The sequence below is a fragment of the Saprospira grandis DSM 2844 genome, assembly GCF_000275825.1.
GTDB classification, from domain to species: domain Bacteria; phylum Bacteroidota; class Bacteroidia; order Chitinophagales; family Saprospiraceae; genus Saprospira; species Saprospira grandis_A.
This window is the reverse complement of sequence record NZ_JH719942.1, coordinates 2524343-2543868: the sequence shown is the minus strand read 5'-3', so window position 1 is coordinate 2543868 and position 19526 is coordinate 2524343. Positions and strand designations below refer to the sequence as shown.

The 19526-nt window shown below is 47.4% G+C and carries 18 protein-coding genes, 1 tRNA gene and 1 pseudogene; 10 read left to right on the top strand and 10 right to left on the bottom strand.

Going from position 1 to position 19526, the window contains the following annotated elements; translation table 11 throughout:
- Positions 1–25: 25 nt before the first annotated feature.
- Positions 26–823: a diaminopimelate epimerase gene (gene dapF / locus SAPGRDRAFT_RS11750; protein ID WP_002659460.1), complete on the top strand. Its 798-nt coding sequence runs from the start codon at positions 26–28 to the stop codon at positions 821–823.
- A 9-nt stretch (positions 824–832) separates the two neighbouring features.
- Positions 833–1189 carry a gliding motility protein GldC gene (locus SAPGRDRAFT_RS11745; RefSeq protein ID WP_002659459.1) on the top strand — a complete coding sequence of 119 codons (357 nt, stop codon included), beginning with the start codon at positions 833–835 and terminating at the stop codon, positions 1187–1189.
- A gap of 50 nt (positions 1190–1239) precedes the next feature.
- Here the strand turns inward: SAPGRDRAFT_RS11745 and SAPGRDRAFT_RS11740 are convergent, their stop codons facing one another.
- Positions 1240–2376, bottom strand: a complete 1137-nt coding sequence (locus tag SAPGRDRAFT_RS11740; RefSeq protein ID WP_002659458.1) for a hypothetical protein — start codon at positions 2374–2376, stop codon at positions 1240–1242.
- 272 nt (positions 2377–2648) lie between these two features.
- Complete coding sequence (gene hutH / locus SAPGRDRAFT_RS11735; protein ID WP_002659457.1) at positions 2649–4151, bottom strand: histidine ammonia-lyase; 1503 nt, start codon at positions 4149–4151, stop codon at positions 2649–2651.
- A 102-nt stretch (positions 4152–4253) separates the two neighbouring features.
- Between hutH and SAPGRDRAFT_RS11730 the strand changes: the two genes are divergently transcribed.
- Entirely contained in the window at positions 4254–4931 is a 678-nt protein-coding gene (locus SAPGRDRAFT_RS11730) for a hypothetical protein (RefSeq protein ID WP_002659456.1), read from the top strand.
- Positions 4924–5514, top strand: coding sequence for a carbonic anhydrase (locus SAPGRDRAFT_RS11725; protein WP_002659455.1), 591 nt, complete (start codon positions 4924–4926; stop codon positions 5512–5514). The genes SAPGRDRAFT_RS11730 and SAPGRDRAFT_RS11725 overlap by 8 nt, the downstream gene beginning before the upstream one ends.
- 600 nt (positions 5515–6114) lie before the next feature.
- Here SAPGRDRAFT_RS11725 and SAPGRDRAFT_RS11715 read toward each other — a convergent pair.
- Genes SAPGRDRAFT_RS11715 through SAPGRDRAFT_RS11700 form a run of 4 tightly spaced genes read right to left on the bottom strand, consistent with a single transcriptional unit; the run spans position 6115 to position 9724 of the window.
- Positions 6115–7398 (bottom strand): beta-ketoacyl-[acyl-carrier-protein] synthase family protein, encoded by a 1284-nt coding sequence (locus SAPGRDRAFT_RS11715; RefSeq protein ID WP_002659453.1) that lies wholly within the window; start codon positions 7396–7398, stop codon positions 6115–6117.
- Positions 7385–7846 (bottom strand): 3-hydroxyacyl-ACP dehydratase FabZ family protein, encoded by a 462-nt coding sequence (locus tag SAPGRDRAFT_RS11710; RefSeq protein ID WP_002659452.1) that lies wholly within the window; start codon positions 7844–7846, stop codon positions 7385–7387. Before SAPGRDRAFT_RS11710 ends, SAPGRDRAFT_RS11715 begins: the two co-directional genes overlap by 14 nt.
- Before the next feature lie 6 nt (positions 7847–7852).
- Positions 7853–8638, bottom strand: a complete 786-nt coding sequence (locus tag SAPGRDRAFT_RS11705) for an enoyl-ACP reductase FabI (protein ID WP_002659451.1) — start codon at positions 8636–8638, stop codon at positions 7853–7855.
- A gap of 27 nt (positions 8639–8665) precedes the next feature.
- The gene (locus tag SAPGRDRAFT_RS11700) at positions 8666–9724 is read right to left on the bottom strand and encodes a type III polyketide synthase (RefSeq protein ID WP_002659450.1); all 1059 of its coding nucleotides are present in this window, start codon (positions 9722–9724) and stop codon (positions 8666–8668) included.
- A gap of 140 nt (positions 9725–9864) precedes the next feature.
- On the opposite strand from SAPGRDRAFT_RS11700, the gene SAPGRDRAFT_RS11695 reads away from it, so the two are divergent.
- The 6 genes from SAPGRDRAFT_RS11695 (at position 9865) to SAPGRDRAFT_RS11660 (ending at position 15128) form a co-directional block, all read left to right on the top strand.
- Entirely contained in the window at positions 9865–10770 is a 906-nt protein-coding gene (locus SAPGRDRAFT_RS11695) for a pyridoxal-phosphate dependent enzyme (protein ID WP_002659449.1), read from the top strand.
- Positions 10771–10773: 3 nt separating this feature from the next.
- Positions 10774–11703, top strand: a complete 930-nt coding sequence (locus tag SAPGRDRAFT_RS11690) for a bestrophin family protein (RefSeq protein WP_002659448.1) — start codon at positions 10774–10776, stop codon at positions 11701–11703.
- Between the two features lie 812 nt (positions 11704–12515).
- Positions 12516–12600: transfer RNA gene (locus SAPGRDRAFT_RS11675), tRNA-Leu, on the top strand.
- A gap of 170 nt (positions 12601–12770) precedes the next feature.
- Positions 12771–14180: a trigger factor gene (locus tag SAPGRDRAFT_RS11670; protein WP_002659447.1), complete on the top strand. Its 1410-nt coding sequence runs from the start codon at positions 12771–12773 to the stop codon at positions 14178–14180.
- Between the two features lie 257 nt (positions 14181–14437).
- On the top strand, positions 14438–14773 hold the full coding sequence (locus SAPGRDRAFT_RS11665) for an ArsR/SmtB family transcription factor (protein ID WP_002659446.1): 336 nt from the start codon (positions 14438–14440) through the stop codon (positions 14771–14773).
- Between the two features lie 34 nt (positions 14774–14807).
- Positions 14808–15128 (top strand): ArsR/SmtB family transcription factor, encoded by a 321-nt coding sequence (locus SAPGRDRAFT_RS11660; RefSeq protein WP_002659445.1) that lies wholly within the window; start codon positions 14808–14810, stop codon positions 15126–15128.
- Between the two features lie 148 nt (positions 15129–15276).
- Here the strand turns inward: SAPGRDRAFT_RS11660 and SAPGRDRAFT_RS11655 are convergent.
- From SAPGRDRAFT_RS11655 to SAPGRDRAFT_RS11630, 4 genes and pseudogenes are all read right to left on the bottom strand, one after another.
- Positions 15277–16583: pseudogene (locus SAPGRDRAFT_RS11655) on the bottom strand (IS3 family transposase).
- 111 nt (positions 16584–16694) lie between these two features.
- The gene (locus tag SAPGRDRAFT_RS11645; RefSeq protein WP_002659444.1) at positions 16695–17216 is read right to left on the bottom strand and encodes a hypothetical protein; all 522 of its coding nucleotides are present in this window, start codon (positions 17214–17216) and stop codon (positions 16695–16697) included.
- Between the two features lie 38 nt (positions 17217–17254).
- Complete coding sequence (locus tag SAPGRDRAFT_RS11640) at positions 17255–18370, bottom strand: endonuclease (protein ID WP_002659443.1); 1116 nt, start codon at positions 18368–18370, stop codon at positions 17255–17257.
- 447 nt (positions 18371–18817) lie between these two features.
- The coding region (locus SAPGRDRAFT_RS11630) for an IS5 family transposase (protein ID WP_002659442.1) at positions 18818–19526 on the bottom strand (709 nt) is incomplete at its 5' end.

The following is a 19526-nucleotide window of genomic DNA, read 5'->3' as shown; positions in this document are numbered from 1 at the left end:
CACCCTTCTTTAACATTGCTTTAAAATGTCAGCCATTCCTTTCTATAAATATCAAGCAGCAGGCAATGATTTTGTCATCTTTGACAACCGAAATGGGCAGTTGTCTTTTTCGGCCCAAGAAATTTCCCGCATCTGCCATCGGCAGTTTGGCATTGGAGCCGATGGCATTATGCTCTTAGAAACAGATGCTTCTACAGACTTTAAGATGGTCTATTTTAATGCCGATGGCGCCCCTAGCAGTATGTGCGGCAATGGCGGAAGGGCTTTGGTCGCTTTTGCGCATTATTTGGGCCTCTTTGAAAATAGCTGTAGCTTTATGGCCGTAGATGGCCTGCACCATGCAAAGCTCTTAGCCCCCAATTATATCGCCCTAGAAATGCAGGATTATCAGGATTTGCTTCTGACCGATACGCACTGCTTTTTAGATACAGGCTCTCCTCATCATATTGAGTTTGTGGCCCAATCCGAAGCCGTCGATGTGGTCCAAGAAGGCCGAAAAATTCGCTATGCCGCTCCCTATGGAGAAAAAGGCGCAAATGTCAATTTTGTGGAAGTCCTCGGCCCTAAACAACTCCAAATTGCCACCTACGAAAGAGGGGTCGAAAATGAAACTTTGGCCTGCGGCACCGGCGTTACCGCCGCCGCTATTGCCCACTTTCTACAACATGGCCCAAAAACAAAAGGCCATCAGCGCATAGAGGTCCGCGCCAAAGGCGGAGAACTAGCCGTAGAGTTTGATTACCAAGAAGAAATTAAAAATATTTGGCTGTTGGGCCCCGCCCAAGCCGTTTTTCAAGGCCAGTATTTCGGCCTCCAAAAATAAAAGTGAATCATGGGAAAAGATACCAACAAAGTGGTCCAAGAAAATAATATTCAATTGACTGTCGGCCTCAATGCCGATCGTACCCCCATCAAAATTGAATGGGAAGCCTCCGATAGCCAAAACGGCCCCGAAGAATGCAAGGCCATGCTGATCTCGCTCTTCGATAAAGCTCATAAAGATACCCTCAAAATTGACCTCTGGACCCTCGAGATGCAGGTCAATGAAATGGACCGCTTTATGTACCAAACCCTACGCGGCCTAGCCGATACTTATTATCGGGCCACCAATAACCAACAACTGAGCAACGATTTTATGCGCTTTGTCCAGTACTTTGGCGAAAAAACAGAAACCCTACCCAAAAAGTAGGTCCAAAAGCAAAGCCAAAGGCCCAACTCCTTATTGGAGTTGGGCCTTTTTTATTCCCGCCAATCTTCTACCCGCCAATGTTGGGCGGGCTGCAAAAGCGGTAGTTCCCTGTACATTAAGGTATTGGCCCGCCAAGACACCTCTTGGCCCGCCCATTTTCCAAATAAGAAGAGTTGGTCACTAGTTTGGCGATAATATAAACGCGCCCAAAGGCTATCGCTCTGCAAATCATAAAGGGCAAGGCCATCTTTGGGCAAATAGCGCAAGCGATAACTCTTTTGCCTCCTCCCCTGCTGCATGATCCAGTAGCCCCGGCGATGGATATAAAACTGTTGGCCATTTTCTAGGGCATAGGCCCCATGCAAAGGGGGCCTAGGCTCCAAATCGTCGTTCCAATGCTGCCGATGCCGATAGGGCCAAGCAATATTCAGAAGGATCAATAGGAGGAGGCTTGTTTTGAGCACTCTTTTTTGCCCTTTGCGAAAACTAGGCCCTAAGGACTGTTTTGCCGCCAAAGCCTGCCCGCTAGACCAAGCCCAAAGCCCTTTTAATCTGGGCCAAAAAAGATATAAGGCCATCCATAAAAGCCCAGCCGAATATATCTTGACGTTGATGTCAAAGCTGATGTTAATCAGCAAGACCTGCCCCATGACCCCAGCCGCTAACAAAGCTCCCAATGCTCGACTAGGACGGTAGAATAATGCTAATGCCGCTAAGATTTCTACTATACCGGTCCAAAAACTATAGCTCCAAGAACTGCCCATAACCGACCAAAAAGCTAAATCTTTCTCGATATAGCCCAAAGGCTGATATAAGGTGTTGGGCTCGGGTAAAAAGAACTGCTGTTTGAGCAGTTTGTCTAGACCATAACGCCCCAGTTGCATGCCTAAATAATAGGCTATACCCAATTGCAAATAAGGCTGAAACTGCTGGCTCCAGTTTTTTTTGTCCCAAAGCAATAGCAAAGTCGCGCCCACAGCCAAAACAACTAGGTGCAAATAAAAGCCGGTACTATCCGATGCTAAGACATAGTAGCCCTGATCTATCCCTAAAGCTGCCCCAGAAGCCCGATAAAAGGGCTCAAATGCTTCGGCCCAAAATCTAGAGTAGGCAGGCCATAGCGGCTGTTCAATTGGAGCCGTTAGGGCAAAAAGAATTAAGTATATAGTCGTCCAACGATAAAGCATCTGTATTTTTTTAGCTATTCTATCTAATCCAGGGAGCTAATCTATCCGAGCAAGGAGTTAGGCGGACCAACAATAACCAAAGCGGTAAGCAGGCCCGAAGGGCCGCAGGCCTAGCGATGCGGCGGGGTGGCCCTCAGGCCAGACCAAGGCGGCGAAGCTGCCGAAGGGCCGAGCGAACAGCGAGCCCCAAAGCGTAGCGCCGCAAGGCGAAGCCGCAGCGGAGGCCCAAAAAAATTGCCCTTATCCTTGGTCATTTTCCTCTAAAAAGTGCTCTAATTATTGATTAATTGGGCCAGGGGGCTATCTTTTTCGGCAATAAAGTCAATAGCCTTGGCTAAATCTTGGGCAAACACCCGATCGCCTTCAATGGCGGGTACGACTTGGCGGAAAGCTTGGCGGCAATTTTCGATAGCAGCAGAGCTAGTTAGGGTTCTGAACTCTAGGCTTTGCATAGCCGCCATTAGTTCAATAGCCAAAAGGCGTTCTAGATTATGGACCAAGCGATAAAGTTTGGTGCCTGCGTTGGCGGCCATACTCACATGGTCCTCTTGGCCATTGCAAGAGACCAGAGAATCTACAGAAGCGGGGGTACAGAGCTGTTTATTTTGGCTAGCGATAGAGGCCGCGGTATATTGGCCGATCATCAGGCCAGAGTGCAGGCCCGAATTGGGAGTAAGGAAAGCGGGCAGGCCTCTTTTTCCGCCAATGAGTTGATAAAGGCGGCGTTCCGAGATACTTCCGAGTTCGGATAGGGCCATTGCCATAAAATCGAGCGTAAGGGCGAGCGGTTGGGCGTGGAAATTTCCGCCAGAGAGAATGGCATCTGTTTCGGGGAAAATATTGGGGTTGTCGGTGACACTATTGAGCTCGGTAGTCAGTACCTTTTTGGCATATTGCAGGGCATCTTTGCTGGCCCCATGCACCTGAGGCACACAGCGGAAAGAATAGGGATCTTGGACCACCTCTTTTTCCGCCTTCATCAGGGGAGAATCGGCCAATAGCGTTCTAATATTTTTGGCGGTTTGCAATTGGCCATTATGGGGGCGAATAAGATGCAGGCGTTCATCAAAGGGCGTGAGCAGGCCCCCAAATCCATCAATAGAGATTGCGGCGATGCTATCGGCCCAAAGGCTGAGTTTTTCGGCCTTCCAGTAGCTATAGATGCCATAGGCCAAAGAAAACTGCGTACCATTGAGCAGGGCTAGGCCCTCCTTCATTTCGAGGGCAAGAGGCTGCCAGCCCAATTTTTCTAGGGCTTGGGCCGAGGACATGAATTCCCCTTCAAAATAGACATCTCCCTCGCCCAAAATGGGGAGAGAAAGGTGGGCCAGGGGGGCCAAATCGCCAGAGGCGCCTAGGCTACCGAGTTGATAAATGACGGGAATAAGGTCTGCATTATAGCTATCAATGAGGCGTTGGAGTAAAATAGGGCGGACGCCAGAAAACCCTTGGGCCAGATTCTGTATTTTGAGTAGTAGCATGAGGCGGGCCAGCTCTTGGGGCACCAAATCGCCGGTACCAAAGGCATGAGAGCGGACTAAATTATGCTGCAGTTCGCTTAGGGCCTCTTTGCCAATTTTGACATCGCAAAGGGAGCCAAAGCCCGTATTGATGCCATAAAAAGAGTCTTCTGAATTCGCCACTTTTTCCTCTAGAAAATCGCGGCAAGCCTTTACATTGGTCCAAAGGGAGTCCGTTAATTCAATTTTGGTATGTTTGGCCCAAAGCTGATGCAGGGCAGTTAAACTTAGTTCTTTCTCGGTAAGCAAATGCATAAATTGTTAGCTGTTGTGGCCCATTTTGGGCATAAAAATCAATTATTTTCTGTTTGTCGGCGGAAAATATACGGAAGAGAATTTATAAATAAATAAAGCAATATGAATAGCTCGAAAAATAAGGTCAAGTTCTTGGTCCGCGCCTACTTTTTCCTCCTTCCTTGGAGCCGCCCTAAAAGGCTATGGGCCTTGGCGGCCCTACTGCTCTTACTTTTTCTGAGTTTTCAGTACCTCATTTCCCATTGGCAGGCTGCGCTGGGGCCATTGGCCTCTGGGGAGGAAATTGAGCTACTGGATGCTCAGTTTGGCCTAAAATCCCAAGAGGTTATTCCTCTCTTAGAACATCTGGGGCCTGTTTATCGGCAAGAGCAGAGCTACTTATACATTAGTCTAGACTTGATTTACCCGCTTGCTTACGGACTGTTTTTTTCGGCCTTGCTGCTTTTTCTGCTCAAAAACTCTTTTCCCCGTTATTTGGGCAGTCTTTACCAGGGCTGTTTTTTCCCTTTTTTGATCTCTATCACTGATCTTTTAGAAAATATATCTTTTATATTGTTGCTTTGGCGCTATCCTCGGATTCCCTCTTGGCTTTGGTCCTTGGCCTCCTTTTTTAATCAGGCAAAATGGATTGGAGTCAACTTGCTGTTCATCTTCCTCCTCTTAGGATATATTGCTCGTTGGATGAACCGAGTAGAGGTGGCCGAATTTAAGGCCATGCAAAAGCGCTTTGGCTCAAAGAACTACAATCATTACACTAAAAAACAAAATCAAGATGTCTAAGAACTTATTATGGGATGCGGCCTTGGCCAAGTTGAAAGCCGGAAACAGCCGCTTTGTCAATGAACAAGCAGAAGGAAAAAAACAGGCCCTAGACCGCCGCCAAGAGCTCACGAAAGGGCAGGCTCCTTGGGCAATTATTTTGAGCTGTGCCGACTCTAGAGTAGTTCCCGAACTCGCCTTTGATACTGGCCTGGGCGAGCTCTTTGTTATTCGGGTAGCGGGCAATATTGCCAATACCTCTACAATAGCCAGTATTGAGTATGCCGTGGCCCACTTAGACGTCAATTTGATTGTGGTCATGGGCCACGAAAGCTGCGGAGCGGTTACGGCCGCCATGGCCGAGGGCGATGCAGAAAGTAATAACCTCAAGCATTTGCTAGATTATATTCAGCCGGCGCTTTCGGCCTGCCCCAACTGCCAAGATGTAAATGAGGTGGTTAAGAAAAATGCCGAACTAACGGCAGAAGAATTAGCCGCCAACTCCAGCATCATCCAAAATGAAATCCAGAATGGGGAGCTCAAGGTCTTTTCGGCCTACTACAACCTTTCTGATGGGCATGTAGACTTTTTTGAGGAGGCTTAGGCCAAATTGAAAAGGGGAATAAAAAACGCCAGCTCGACAAAAGCTGGCGTTTTTTTGTGGGCCTATTATTATTTTTTGGGGCCCGCGGCCAGCTTTGCTGGCCGCCGCTATGCTGCGGGGCTCACTCTTCGTTCGGCCCTGCAGCCGCCTTTGGCGGCTTTGGTCTGGCCTGCGGCCACCCCTGCGCAGCGCTGGGCCGCTCCACTTTTTTTGTTGCTTCAAATCTTTAGGCTTCGGCCTTTTGGTCCTCCCTTTTAAGCGGTATTCGTCGCTGCGCTCCTCATTCGCCAATATGTCCCCGCCCACCCACCCCTCTGCGGGATTCCCTAAGGAATCCCTCGGGGAGGCGGGCGACAAACTAACTGCAGACTTTGCCCAAGCCCTCATCCATCAATCATTGCGAAGCAATACCGCTCTTGCTATAGGTTTTCACCTACAGCTAAAAAGGGCCGAAGGCCCGCGGCTGAGGGATGGATAGCAGGGGCCCAAAGGGCCAGACCCAGCCGCCTTTGGCGGCGCAGGGCCGAGCAGACCTGCGAGCTGCGACACAGCCCGACCCGAAGGCCCAAAGGGCCGAAGGGGCAGCCCCAAAAAAAGAAACTACTCCCCCTCCCAACGGGCAAAAAGCAAACAACTATTCACATCCCCAAAGCCAAAACTCGCCTTGGCCATATAGCGCAAATTGGCGGCCTCTGTTTGTAGGGGAATACAGGCGGCAGAAATCTGGGCCGCAATTTCGGGATGAAGATCTTCGGCATTTTTGCTGGGGTGCAAAAAGCCATGGACCAATTGCAAAACCACCGCCACCGACTCAATGGCTCCCGCCGCCGATAAACAATGACCAATCAAGGATTTCAGGCTATTAATCTTAGGAAAATCATCGGCAGAACGGCCCAAAGCCCGCAGCCAAGCCCCAATTTCGGCAGGATCGCCCATAGTGGCCGTCAGATGGCCCGAAATAGCGTCTAGCTCCTGCGCAGAAATGCCCGCATCGGCCAAAGCCAAGCGAATACAGCGCTCAATCGCCTTGATATTGGGAGCCGTCATGCTGCCCCCCTGACGCTGACCGCCCGCATTTAAATGTCCCCCTTTTAGCTCGGCATAAATGCGCGCGCCACGGGCTTGAGCCGAGGCCAAACTCTCTAAAACCAATGCGCCAGCGCCACTGCCGGGCACAAAACCTGCCGCCCGCTCGCTCATTGGGCGAGAAGCCTGCTCCGGGCGGTCATTAAACTTGCGGCAAAGCACCCGCATAGAGTCAAAACCCGCCCAAATATATGGACCAGAACTGTTGCAGCTGCCGACCAGCATCCGCTCCGCTCGTCCCAACCGAATGCGATCATAGCCCATTAATATGGCCTCGCTGCCCGTGCTGCAAGCCGCCGAATTAGAACTCAACTGATTGCCAAGGCCCAAAAAGCCACCCAAATAAGCGCTGATGCTGCTCTCCATCGTCTGTTGAATCAAAGAAGAGCCAATGCGGCGGACCTTGCCCGCATCCACCTTATAAATTCCCTCTCGAACCACCTCAATACTAGACTGCCCGCCGCCAAAAATGCAGCCCGACTCCCAATCGGGCTCCTCTTTCTTTTCGGAAATTGGCAAGGCGGCATCCTGCCAAGCCTCTAGGCCCGCCAAACAACCATACAAAAGGCCAGAGCCCTGAATATATCGCCTTTGCAAGGGCGTCAAAAAGCTATTAATGTACTCTTCGGTCAATGGAGGGCAGCCTGCGACTCGACAAGCAAACTGCAGCTCCTCCAAATCTGAGCGATAGCTAATTCCCGATTTTCCCGACTGCAAAGCGGCCAAAAAATTGGCCCTTCCCAAGGCATTGGGAGCCACTACCCCCAAACCCGTAATCACAACTCTATTTTCCTGCATCATGGCTATTTTTTTTGGTCCACATTCCCGCTAGTTCGGCCTTAGCAACCAAATCGCCAGCCTCATTATAGGCCGAGGCCGTCACTCGAAGCTGTTGGAGACGAAATAATTTCTTTTTAGCCTCTACCCGCAGCAGCTCTCCAGGGCGATGGAGCTGGTAGAAATTCACCTTAGAGCTACTAAAAGCAATTTTGGGGACCTCCTGCAGCTCCTCTTTCAATAAATAAATGCCCAGACAAACTAGGCCAATTTGGGCCATGCACTCCAAGAGCAGCACACCAGGCGTAATGGGGTCTTCGGGAAAATGATCCGCATAAAAAGGGGCATCCGCTGCAAAGCGGTATTGGCCAATAACGCCCTCCTCATTTAGCTCCAACAACTCATCTACAAAGCAGAAATTGGGGCCATAGGGAAGCAAGGCCAAAATATCTTGATAGTTTTCTTTCATCTGTTCTTAAATCAATCGTTCTCCCCCATCTACGGGAATAATAGCGCCATTAATCCAGGTGGATTCTGCTCGGCAAAGCAGCTCGATAACTTTGGCCACATCTTCGGCCTTAGTCATTCGGCCCAAGGGGTTTCGGCTTTTGGCAAATTGGGCCAAATCATCGCTGCCTGGAATCAGTTGAAAAGAGCGAGTATTCATCATGCCCGCCTGTACAATATTGGCTCGGATGCCTAGGGGCGCATACTCTAGGGCCATAGAACGGATAATGGCCTCTAGGGCCGTTTTGGCGGCAGATACAGCCGCATAATGGGACCAAGCTCTTTGGTTACCCCCACTACTGAGGCCCAAAATTCGGGCATCTTCGGCAAAGCGGCCTAGACCAATTAATCCCTGCGCCCAATCGACGATACTATAAGCCATATTTTGGGCCGTGAGCTGAAAATCGGTGCTCGTCAAATTATTCTGCCCTAAAAAAGCCTTGAGATTGCCCTTGGCAACACTATGCAAGAGCAGCCGAAAGCGAGCCTGAGCAGGCAGGCGGTCCGAGAGCTCGGCCAAAGAGCGGGCAATTTGCTCCTTCTGCGTAGCATCCACATTATAATGCAAAATGCTTACGCCCGTTTCTAGGGCCAAGGCCTGAAAACGAGCCTGGGCCTCTCGGGCATCGGCTCGCCTTTCTCGATAATAAATACAAAGCGACATGCCTTTTTTGGCCAGTACTTGGGCGGCAGCCCAACCCAGTCCAGAAGAGCCCCCTAAAATGAGGCCCCAAAGTTCTTTTTCCTTATACATGGGTTTACTAATTTTCTGGGGCAAAGCCTACTCCCAATTTAATAATAGGCGCTGGGCCGAAAAGCCCGGGCCAAAGCTAAGCATCAGGCCCTTTTCGCCTGCGGCAATCTCCTTTTCTAGATAGCGTTCGAGCACATAGAGCACCGTGGCTGAAGACATATTGCCATAAAGGCGCAAGACCTCCTTAGTCTCCTCGATATTTTTGCCCAAATCGGCAAAAAGGCCCTCTACCATCTGTACAATCTTTTTGCCGCCGGGATGAAAAATCAAATGCTCAATCTCTTCGATCGTCAAGCCATTTTTTTCAATAAAAGGGAAAAGGACCGACTTAAAATGTCGCTCAATTTTATTGGGCACTTCCTTGTCCAAAATCATTTGGAGGCCCGTATTGCGCAACTTGAAGCCCATCATATCAATTTCGTCATAAAAATGATACATCTCTCCCGCAATGATGGCGGGTTTTAGTTCCTCAGAGGGGCCCAGAATGGTACAAACCGCCCCATCGCCAAAGATGGCGGCACTGACCATATTGACCATGCTCATATCATCCTGCTGAAAGGTAGCCGTAGGCGACTCAAAAGCAACAATAGCCGCCCGCTTGCCCGGATTGGCCAAAAGCAGATTGTAGGCATAAATCAAGGCAGAGGTTCCTCCCGCGCAGCCCATTTCCGTTACGGGCAAACGCATAATATCTTGGCGCATTCTCAGCGCATTAATCAAGTAAGCATCTATAGAGGGAATCATAATGCCCGTACAGCTCACACTAATGATAATATCGATATCGGTAGGCTGTAAATTGGCCTTTTTGAGGGCCCCTTCTACAGCTTGCTGCGTCAGTAGAGTATATTCCTTGGCATAGCGGGCATTTTTTTCTTCAAAAGAAGTTTGCTCAAACACCTCTTCGATATCCATAATAGAATAGCGGTGGTCTACCTGCGCATAGCGAAAAATACGCTCCACCTTTCGGCGAAAGCGTTCATCTTGGCCCTTGGCCTGCAGCCAAAGATCGATATAGGGTAAAATATCGGCTGTAGATCTAGAGTAAGGCGGCAGGGCCTTATGTGTGGATAGTATTTTTATAGACAAGGGCGTATATTTTAAGTTTTTTGGGGCTAAGCGACTTTTAAAATACGAGAAAAAATAGGCTCTGGAGTTATTTGCCTACTTTTTTATCTTTCTTCAAGTGGAATCACTTCCTTAAATTAAGGCCCAATAAAAACCAGATCATGCCATTATATCAAAAAACGGCCTGCAGAAAACAGTGGGGTTTATCTCAGCGGAGGAGACAAAACATTTACTACAAACTAGACTGCCAGCAGCCTTCGGGCTCCTTTAAAATTCGGGGCATTGGCCATTATGCCGAGCAGCTGAAGGCCCAAGGCGTTTTGTCTTTAGTCATTGCCTCTGGCGGAAATGCGGGTTTGGCGGTGGCCTATGCGGCCCAAGCCTTGCAGCTCAAGGCCGAGGTGGTTTTGCCCCGAAGCAGCTCGCTTTTTGTAGAGCAGTTGCTGCTTGACCTTGGCGCTAAGGTCTACCGCTCTGGCGAAAGCTGGGCCGAGGCCCAAACATTGGCCCTAGAACTAGCCCAGGCGCCCCAAGCGGCCTATATTCCCCCCTTCGATCATCCGATGCTTTGGGAAGGCCATAGCAGCTTGGTCAAAGAATTGGCCGAGCAATTGCCGCAGCCGCCCGATCTCATTTTGCTATCTGTAGGAGGTGGAGGCCTTTTTAAGGGAGTGATGCAGGGCTTGGCGCGGCAGAATTGGTCTACAAAAGTATTATGTTTAGAGACGGAAGGTACGGCCTCCTTACATCAATCTCTGGCTGCGGGTCGACAAATTGAGTTGGCTAAAATTGAGGGCATCGCCAGTAGTTTGGGGGCTAAAAAAGTGGCTCAAGCGGCTTGGGAGGCGGCCCAATCGCCCCAAGTGTATAGTCGAGTTTTGCCTGATGAGCAGGCCCTTGAGGGAGTGAAGCAACTCTTGGCCGAAACGGGACATTTGACCGAGCCTGCCTGCGGCTTGGTCCGAGCGGCCTTGGTCCAAGACTGGCCCGAAATTCAAGCTGCAAAAGATATTGTGGCCATTATTTGCGGCGGAAGAACGATGCCGATAGAACAACTAAGCCTCTAAATTATGATTATCTACAAGCCTTCGGGCTCTTTCTTCAGAGACATTCGCCATTTTAATCGCACAGTGGTCATTCGACGGCTGCTAAGCTATGTCTTTTTTTATGGTTTGGCGGTGGCGGCTTTGGCGGCCCTATTCCTCTGGGCGGATTGGTCCAAATATCTAAAATTAGACGGACTGAGCAGCATTTTCTCCTTTTTGGGGGTGGTTTTGAGCATTCTTTTGGTTTTTCGGACCAATACGGCCTATGACCGTTGGTGGGAGGGCCGCAAGCAATGGGGGGCCTTGGTCAATCACAGTAGAAATTTGGCCATTGTGGGGCAGGTTTGCTTTCCCGAAGAGAATAAGGCCCTTCGCCATCGTTTGGCCCTGCTGATCAGCAATTTTTGTCTGGCCTTCAAGGAGCATTTGCGGGAGGGGGTGCGTTTGGAGGAGCTGATTGAATTGAGTGCTAGAGATCGGCAGTTGTATGCAGCGCAGCAGCATTTGCCGGCCTATATTTCGGCCCAAATTCAGCAGTTGCTGGTGCAGGCCTATCGCCGTGGCGAAATCCGTGAGCTAGACCAGCTCAATTTTAAGCCACACACCCAAGCCCTGCTAGATGTTTTGGGGGCCTGCGAACGCATCAAGAAAACGCCCATTCCCTTTTCTTATGAGATTTTTCTGCGGCTCTTTATTGTTTGCTATGCCCTGATTTTGCCCTTTGTGATTTTGCCTAGTTTTGGTTTTTGGGGCCTGCCCGTGCTGATGCTAATTCTCTTTGCTTTTTTGGGCCTCGAGCTGATGGCGGCGGAGATTCAAGACCCTTTTGGCCAGGATTGCAACGACCTACCTACTGGCGATATCGCCCATACTATTCGCAAGAATGTTTTTGAGATTCTAGAGGCTAAGCATGAAGAAGGGGCTCCTGCTAGCAATTACAGTAAGTTGTCTTAGGAGGAGGATTTGGGGCTGCCCCTACGGCCCTTTGGGCCTTCGGGTCGGGCCATTGCGCAGCTCGCAGGTCTGCTCGGCCCTTCGGCGCAAAGCGCCTCGGTCTGCCGCCTTTGGCGGCCCTGCTACAGCCCCTCAGCCAGATTTAATCGCGCTGCTTTGGCCATCTTTGCTATGAATTTTTGGCTAGGCCAGCTATTTTTTAAGGGCATAGCCTTCGCTATGGCCGAGAAAAATAGAGCCGACTAGCGGGAAATTGCTGCAAACTGTAAAAGTGAGTGTGTTTAAATCTGGCTATAGCCTGCGGGCCTTCGGCCCTTTTTAGCTGTATGTTTAACCCTTAGGCGTTGAACTTGGGCCAAATTTGCAGCTAGCTTATTGCCCGCCTCCCCGAGGGATTCCTTAGGGAATCCCGCAGAGGGGTGGGTGGGCGGGGACATATTGGCGAATGAGGAGCGCAGCGACGAATACCGCTTAAAAGGGAGGGCCAAAAGGCCGAAGCCTAAAGATTTGAAGCAACAAAAAAAGTGGAGCGGCCCAGCGCTGCGGAGGGGTGGCCGAAGGCCAGACCGAGCTTTTGAGCAAAGCGAAAAAGCGAAGGGCCGAACGAACAGTGAGCCCCGCAGCATAGCGGCGGCCAGCAAAGCTGGCCGCGGGCCCCAAAAAAAATAAAAAAATTTAAGGCTGCTAAACAGCTGATAAAAAACAAGTTAGCAAGCAATTAAAAATTACAAGCATAAAAAAGCGGCTAAAAATGAAAAAAGATTTGCGAGATCCAAAAAGCCGCCTTATATTTGCAACGTCGAAAATGATAAGCGGATGTGGTGAAATTGGTAGACACGCTAGACTTAGGATCTAGTGCCGCAAGGTGTGTGGGTTCGAGTCCCTCCATCCGCACCAATTTAGAAAGTGCAAATTCTGATGGGATTTGCGCTTTTTTTTTGTACAAAACCAAAGATCGGCCTTAAATCTATGCCTAGAATTAAGACAACTTCAGTATCTTTGGGCCACTTTTGGGGAAAATCCCTAAAATTAAGATTTGATTATTAAGTTATTAAAGACTAGACACGATGCCAGTTGCAACGCATACGTTTAATGAGGAGGAGCAGACCGTAGTGCTGCACCTGCAGATTGCCAAGAATGAATACATGAGCTTGGTAGATAAGAAGCTAAAGGAAGCTCGAAAAAACTTTCAGCAGCCCGGTTTCCGCCCCGGTAAAGCCCCTATGGGTTTATTGCGTAAGAAGTTTGGGAACGAAATCCTTTGGGATGAGGTAAACAAGCTTTTGGACCAAGAAGTACGTGCTTTCATCCAAGAAAAAGAACTCAAGGTATTGGGTAACCCCATGCCTCAGAATAGCCTAGAGACCAACATCAACAAGCCTGTAGATGTACAACTAGATATCGAGATTGCTTATATGCCCAAGCAAGAGATTGCAGGCATTAGCGAAGCGACTGCTTTTCCTTTCTACACAGTAGAAATGAGTGAAACAGAGCTAGCTGAAGAGATCGAGGCACAGCGCAAGCAGCGTAGCCAAGACCTCAGTGAAGATGCTACGGATATCCAGGACAACGATCTTTTGGAAATCAAGGTAGTAGCTAACAATGAGGGAGCTTGGACCAATGAGTCGACTATGGTCGCTATGGACAAAGCCACTGCTGACGTACAAGCTCAACTCAAAGCCATTGAGGTAGCTGGAAGCATCGTTTGCAAATTGTCTGATTTGGATACCGCCCTCACGGCTGAGCGTCGTATGGGTATGTTTTTCCCCGAAGTAGAAACAGAAGAGGAAGACGTAGAAGTAACAGTTGAAGTACTCAAAGTAAAGCGTCAGATTCCTCGCGAATTGAATGAAGAATTCTTTGCTGAGCTTTTCCCTGAGGATGAGATCAAAACAGAAGAAGAATTTAAGGCCAAATTTGCTGAAATGGTTAGCGGACAGTTTGCGACCCCCGCCAAAAGCATCTTCTTCCGCTATGTTTATGAGGAGTTGATGGAGAAAAACAACTTTGACCTTCCTGAGAAGTTCTTGCGCAAATGGCTAGAAGAAAGCCGTGAAGAAAAGCAAGAAGAAGTAAATGATGAGAACTTTGCTAGCTTTATGCGCCGTCTACGTTGGTCTTTGATCATTGATCAACTCACTAGCGAGCACAATGTAGAAGTAAGCAAAGAAGAAATAGAGCATGCTGTCCGTATGGCCATCGCTCGTCAGTACAACTTCCAGATTCCTCCTTACCACCCCATCATGGACAGCCAAATCGAGAACTTGATGAAGGATGAGGCTACTGTTCGTCAGTTTGGAGAGCAAGTACAAGAAGAAAAAGTATTTGAGGCCCTCTTCCCCCTCTTTGGTAAGGCCGAAGAAACTGTAGATGCCGCCAAATTTGACGAAATCTACAAAGCTCGCTTCGAGCAAAATGAAGAAGCCGCTACAGAAGAAGAAGTAGTAGAAGAAGTAGAAGCCGAAGAGGCAGAATAACTACTGTCACATATATAGGTTACTGCCTAAAGCTAGAGCAGAACTACAAAATGTAGTTCTGCTCTTTTTTTATCTAAATGTTAAAAACCATTGACAAAATGTTAATAAATAAGGCTTCTTATTGCAAAAAGCTAAAAATCAACCCTTTTTATTTTGAACATTTAAACAATATCTTAAATTTGTACATATAGAAAATGCTGTTGCATTTTCAGCAGCAGAACTCCACGACCATTCCCCCCCTCACAAAACAAACTGCTATGCCTACACCAGTCAACAAAAGTTATCATTTTTCTGATGAGGAAACTGCGATTCAGTTTCAGTTTAAAGACCTGCGCAAAATTGTTTTAGATCTTCGTGCCCTTAATCATCAGCTTAGACAAAGAATTGTTCAGCTGCTTTTGGCCAAGGGCCAAATGACGGTCACCCAGCTCTACGTTAAGCTAAGAATTGAACAATCTGTGGCCTCTCAGCATTTGGCGATTCTTAGAAAAGCCAATATTGTTATGGCCGAAAGAGAAGGTAAGTTTATTCATTACCACATTCATCAAGAACAACTAGAAGCTGTCAAAGCACTACTTCTTGGCCTCCAATAAATGTTTGTCCACTCTTCAAAAAACCACCATCACTATGGCCGCATCTACCTTTCTCAATGAAAATATGAACCCCTTCAACTTAGACAGTTTAGCAAAAGCAAACCAAACTATTCGGGCCTTGGCCCATGCCCTTCGTCTAGATATTCTCTCTTATATTGACCAACATCCGGGCACTAATGTGAATAGTATTTACAATGCTTTAGAACTCGAGCAATCAATTACCTCTCAGCATTTGCGCATTCTCCGCCAAGCAGAGCTAGTCAGTTATGTCCGAGAAGGAAAACAGATTCTCTATAGTCTTAACTACCCCAAACTGCATTCGTTACAGTCTGCCATCCAAGAATTTTTAAAATAATGCCCTTTTCTTAGGGCCTGTCCCGTCCTGAAAAACTGATACAGAATTTAAAGCAATAAAATTCTGATTAAATACGGGTAAAAAGTTATTCTGGAAGATTTTGACCTCCTTCAAAAAGGTCAAAAAATCTTACGGAAATAACTTGTTGTCAATTTAACAACTCTGGCTTAAGATGATCTTGGGCTAGAGTTGTTTTCTTTTTATAGCTCTTATATTCGAGCTCTTGTTGTTGGTGCATTTCAGCAGGCGGCATAAATTGACAAGACCAATGTGGTCGCGCTTGGTTGTAAATATCAATACTTTGAGCCACTATTTTCTTCATCGCATCTAGCCCTAAATGGAAAAAATCTGCAATAAACTCTTGCTTTAATATTCCATTTATTCGCTCTGCTACGGCATTTGCATAAGGATCGTAAGACTCTGTCATAGAACAACTTATGCCTAGTTTTTTGAGCAGTTGCTGATAATCATTTGAGCAGTATTGAATGCCCCGGTCAGAATGATGAATCAGCTCTTCATTAGGATATTGACGACGCTTTGCAGCCTGTTTCAAGGCTCGAATAGAGCCAATGCTGCTTAAGCTGTTAGAGACATCATAACCCATTATTTGCTTAGAATAAGCGTCTGTGACCAAGGCTAAATACATCGGATTTTCTCTCGTTCCAATGTAAGTAATATCTGAAACCCAGACTTGCTCTGGTCGATAAATTTTCAAATCAGCTATTTTGTTCTTATGTTTTCTGTAGTGGTGGAAGGAATTTGTCGTTGTATGATAGTTCTTTCGAGGTCGAACCAGCAGATTATTGGCCCGCAAAATAGTAAAAAATTTATCTCGGCCTACTCCTAGAGCCTTCAACTCAGCTTGAAGTAAATGATACAATTTGCGGCCGCCTAAGCGAGGCATTTTGTTCCGTACTTCTTGAACTAAGGCAACTACTTTTTCTGCCAAACCCTGATTAGATCTAACTTTTGCCTTCGATCTATAATACTTTTGACGATTTATCCCGACCAATCGACATAAGCTACTTAAGCTTATTTTTTCTTCTTTTTGGAATTTATCAACTGTTCGGGTAAAGACTTTTTTCTGATTGGAATTTCAAATTCTTCTTCCGCTATATCTATCATCATATCAAAAAACAAGGCCTTCTTATCTGCCTGATTTAGCTCCTTTTCCAAGCGACGATTTTTCTTCTCTAAAAGCTTCAATTGCTGACGCAACGCCATCAATTCTTGTTCTGGACTCTTCTTCATACTTCTTAATTTATAGCTTTTATCATATTGGCCATGTTTCTCGATCCATGTCCGAATTGTTCTGTCTCCTTGTATCCCATACTTGCGTTGAGCGGCCTTTAAGCCAATCTCTCCATTTTCTACTTCCGACACAACTTGGAGCTTAAAAGCTAAGGTATAATCTTTTTGTGTCCGCTTAACATACTGACCTTCTTTATTTTCCATCTATCTTCTGATTTTGTTGTATCAGTATATCAGGACAAGACAGCCCCGCAAAACAAAAAGCTCCTGCGAGAATCTCGCAGGAGCTTTTTCTGGCCCAAAATGAAGCCTTCGCTAAAAACGCTCCTTAAAGTCCAAACGGTTTTTGTCTTTTTGGTAGATGCTCGTCTTAACGCTACGCTTGCCCGTTTTGCTGTCTACCGACTCTTGCTCGAAGTGCAAAAGCTCGTTTTTATAGGATAAACGCCCCCCTAAGTTTTGGCCAAAGTCTTCGCCTACTTGCAAAAGATAACTCAAGCTCTCTACTTTAGCGCCCTTTTTCTTAAAGGAAACTGCATCTACGGTAATCATTTTTCCAGCCTCTTTTTTACTGGCATAAAGCAATACCCAACCCTTTTTTAAGGCAATTTTACCCAAAGGAAAATAATTGGTCCCCGCAGGAATATAACCCAAACCCAATTTGGCCACCTCTGAAGCAGGCAAGGCCTGCGCCGATTGGCTACAGATTTTTTCTAGTTGCTCGGCCTCTAAACTGCCCGACAAATCTTTAAAATGACCCAATAAAGCCTCATCAATTTGTGCAGAAAGCCCTAGACTCAACAACATGCTCAAAGAAAATAATAAGAAGTTTTTCATCTTTTCGTTTTTTTATACGTTCCCTACAAAAAAAAGGCCTACTCATAGATTAGGTCCACATAAATAGGCAAATGATCGCTAAATCCACCCAAAAACTTGGGCCCGCCATAGGTCCGAAAAGGCTGCAAGCCCATATACGCCCGATCTTCTTCTAGTAAAAAACGAGCAGAAAAAATTTGTGCCCCCAAAGGGCTAGCCCGCAAACGCCCTTTTCGGCTTTCCTGAACCAAAGGCGTAGACAGGACCATATGGTCTAAGGTGCCCCAATGCCCCCTAAATTTATGCGAGCCCAATTGCCAATTCTTAGAAAGTGCATGCATATAATTATACATATCGCCCGGCCCCAATTCTTCTTTTTCGGGCACAGCACGCAAGACTTCGGTCAATGAAATATTTTCGGCCTCATCGTTAAAATCTCCCATAACGGCTATCTTGGCCGCCGGGCTCGCCTTGTAAATAGAGTCAATTTTGGCCCGAACCAAGCCCGCCACAAAAACCCGCTTGGGCTCGCTGGCCGCCTGCCCCCCTCTTCGAGAAGGCCAATGATTGACAAAAATGTGCAGACTGTCTTTGCTCCCCAATACTTTGCCGCAAACATAAAGGACATCCCGAGTTTTGACCGCCGTATCAAAGGGAAAAACCACCCGAATAGGCTCATGATGCAAAACCTCAAATTTGTCGGAGCGATAAATAAAACCCACATCAATTCCCCTCCGATCAGGCGATTCTTCATGCACAATTTTATAACGGAATTTCTGCAAAGGGGTCAAACGAAGCAGATCTTCCAGTACTTTTCGGTTTTCTAGCTCGCAAAAGCCCACCATTTCGGGCGGGCCACCCCAGCCCCCCAGGGCCGTCAAGACCTTATAAATATTGCTCAATTTCTGTTTATAACGGAAATAACTCCAGCCCTTCAGGCCCCTTGGCGTAAACTCATCATCTCGTTTTTTGGGGTCATTTTCTGTATCAAAAAGATTTTCGACATTATAAAAGGTAAGGCGAACGGCCCGCCCTTGTCGGGGGCCATCATCAAAGTTTTTGAGGCCCAACTTGAGGGCGCCTTCCTCGGCTGTGCGGGCCGCACTGCTGTCTGCCTGGGCCGAAAGCTGCCAAAAACTAGCGCAACACCATAGTAAAGCTAGATAATACCGCATTTTCTATAATTTTAAAGTAGACTAATGTATTTTTGATTTGGGGCCTGCGGGCCTTTGGCCCGCCCTTACGCTTCGGGGCTCGCAGGTCTGCTCGGCCCTGCGGCGGCTTTGCCGCCTGGGTCTGGCCTTCGGCCACCCCTACGCATCAGTAGGCCGCTCATCTTTTTGGGGAGCTCGGGGCGGGGCGGCTTTGGCCGCTAATTGGTCCAGAAAGGCGCGAAGCGCCTTGGCTTAGGGATGGAAAGCAGTGGCCCGCAGGGCCAGACCCAAGTTTTTTGAAGCGAAGCGAAAAAAACTGCAGGGCCGAGCGAACAGCGAGCTGCGACACAGCCCGACCCGACCGCAGGGAGGGGAAGCCCCAAAAAAAATGGCTCCCCTACCCTAGCTAAATTACACAAAATGCCGGGCTCTACCTTAGCCCAACTAGAATCTTTACCCTGAGTTTGTTTAAAAATTTCGTTTTAGGAAAATAAGTATAAAGGCTAAATAGTGTAGACTCGCCCAGTTGTCGGCTTTTCTTTCAAAACGAATGAGTAAAATTTTGAATGCGTCAATCCATGCGTTAGTTCGCTCAACAGAAAAGCGTTCTTTGTAAAGTTCCTCATCTATAATATCTTGATAATAAGCTTTTTTTCTATTTCTTTTGTTGTGGTCAATATTAGGGATAATGCCCATTTTTTGGCAGTTTTCTCTAAGTTTTTTGCTATCAAACCCTGCATCAGCATTCATAAATAAACCATCAGGAGAGATGTCTGAAAGCTGCAGATCGGCAAGCATTTTTTGGAAATGACTCTCGATTTCAAACAAATCATTATGGTTTCCCGCAAAAGGCGGAGACATAGCGATTGGCAGCCCATTTTTATCTGTGAGAAAGAGAGCATTTGTGGTTTTGGACTTTTTTCGGCCCTGATAACCCACAGCTTCGCCCCCTCTTTTCGCTGGGGTATGACTTCCGTCAAGCTGTATACTAGATAAATCTAAACAAGATTTTTCATGGGCTAGAAATTGGATCCACACTTTTTGCCAAATACCAGACTCGGACCAGCTATTGAAGTAGTAATATACTGTTTGCCAGCAAATTAGAACTTCGTCAAAAAAAGATTGTATCGGTAATTCTCTCCACTGACAACCTGTTTTAAGCCTATAAATTATCGCT

Excerpts from the sequence above, each read along its gene's own strand:
- SAPGRDRAFT_RS11645 (WP_002659444.1), bottom strand. The coding sequence starts at position 17,216 with ATGAAAAACTTCTTATTATTTTCTTTGAGCATGTTGTTGAGTCTAGGG.
- SAPGRDRAFT_RS11725 (WP_002659455.1), top strand. The coding sequence starts at position 4,924 with ATGTCTAAGAACTTATTATGGGATGCGGCCTTGGCCAAGTTGAAAGCC.
- SAPGRDRAFT_RS11690 (WP_002659448.1), top strand. The coding sequence starts at position 10,774 with ATGATTATCTACAAGCCTTCGGGCTCTTTCTTCAGAGACATTCGCCAT.
- SAPGRDRAFT_RS11640 (WP_002659443.1), bottom strand. The coding sequence starts at position 18,370 with ATGCGGTATTATCTAGCTTTACTATGGTGTTGCGCTAGTTTTTGGCAG.
- dapF (WP_002659460.1), top strand. The coding sequence starts at position 26 with ATGTCAGCCATTCCTTTCTATAAATATCAAGCAGCAGGCAATGATTTT.
- SAPGRDRAFT_RS11730 (WP_002659456.1), top strand. The coding sequence starts at position 4,254 with ATGAATAGCTCGAAAAATAAGGTCAAGTTCTTGGTCCGCGCCTACTTT.
- SAPGRDRAFT_RS11745 (WP_002659459.1), top strand. The coding sequence starts at position 833 with ATGGGAAAAGATACCAACAAAGTGGTCCAAGAAAATAATATTCAATTG.
- SAPGRDRAFT_RS11740 (WP_002659458.1), bottom strand. The coding sequence starts at position 2,376 with ATGCTTTATCGTTGGACGACTATATACTTAATTCTTTTTGCCCTAACG.
- SAPGRDRAFT_RS11665 (WP_002659446.1), top strand. The coding sequence starts at position 14,438 with ATGCCTACACCAGTCAACAAAAGTTATCATTTTTCTGATGAGGAAACT.
- hutH (WP_002659457.1), bottom strand. The coding sequence starts at position 4,151 with ATGCATTTGCTTACCGAGAAAGAACTAAGTTTAACTGCCCTGCATCAG.
- SAPGRDRAFT_RS11670 (WP_002659447.1), top strand. The coding sequence starts at position 12,771 with ATGCCAGTTGCAACGCATACGTTTAATGAGGAGGAGCAGACCGTAGTG.
- SAPGRDRAFT_RS11695 (WP_002659449.1), top strand. The coding sequence starts at position 9,865 with ATGCCATTATATCAAAAAACGGCCTGCAGAAAACAGTGGGGTTTATCT.
- SAPGRDRAFT_RS11710 (WP_002659452.1), bottom strand. The coding sequence starts at position 7,846 with ATGAAAGAAAACTATCAAGATATTTTGGCCTTGCTTCCCTATGGCCCC.
- SAPGRDRAFT_RS11660 (WP_002659445.1), top strand. The coding sequence starts at position 14,808 with ATGGCCGCATCTACCTTTCTCAATGAAAATATGAACCCCTTCAACTTA.
- SAPGRDRAFT_RS11715 (WP_002659453.1), bottom strand. The coding sequence starts at position 7,398 with ATGCAGGAAAATAGAGTTGTGATTACGGGTTTGGGGGTAGTGGCTCCC.
- SAPGRDRAFT_RS11705 (WP_002659451.1), bottom strand. The coding sequence starts at position 8,638 with ATGTATAAGGAAAAAGAACTTTGGGGCCTCATTTTAGGGGGCTCTTCT.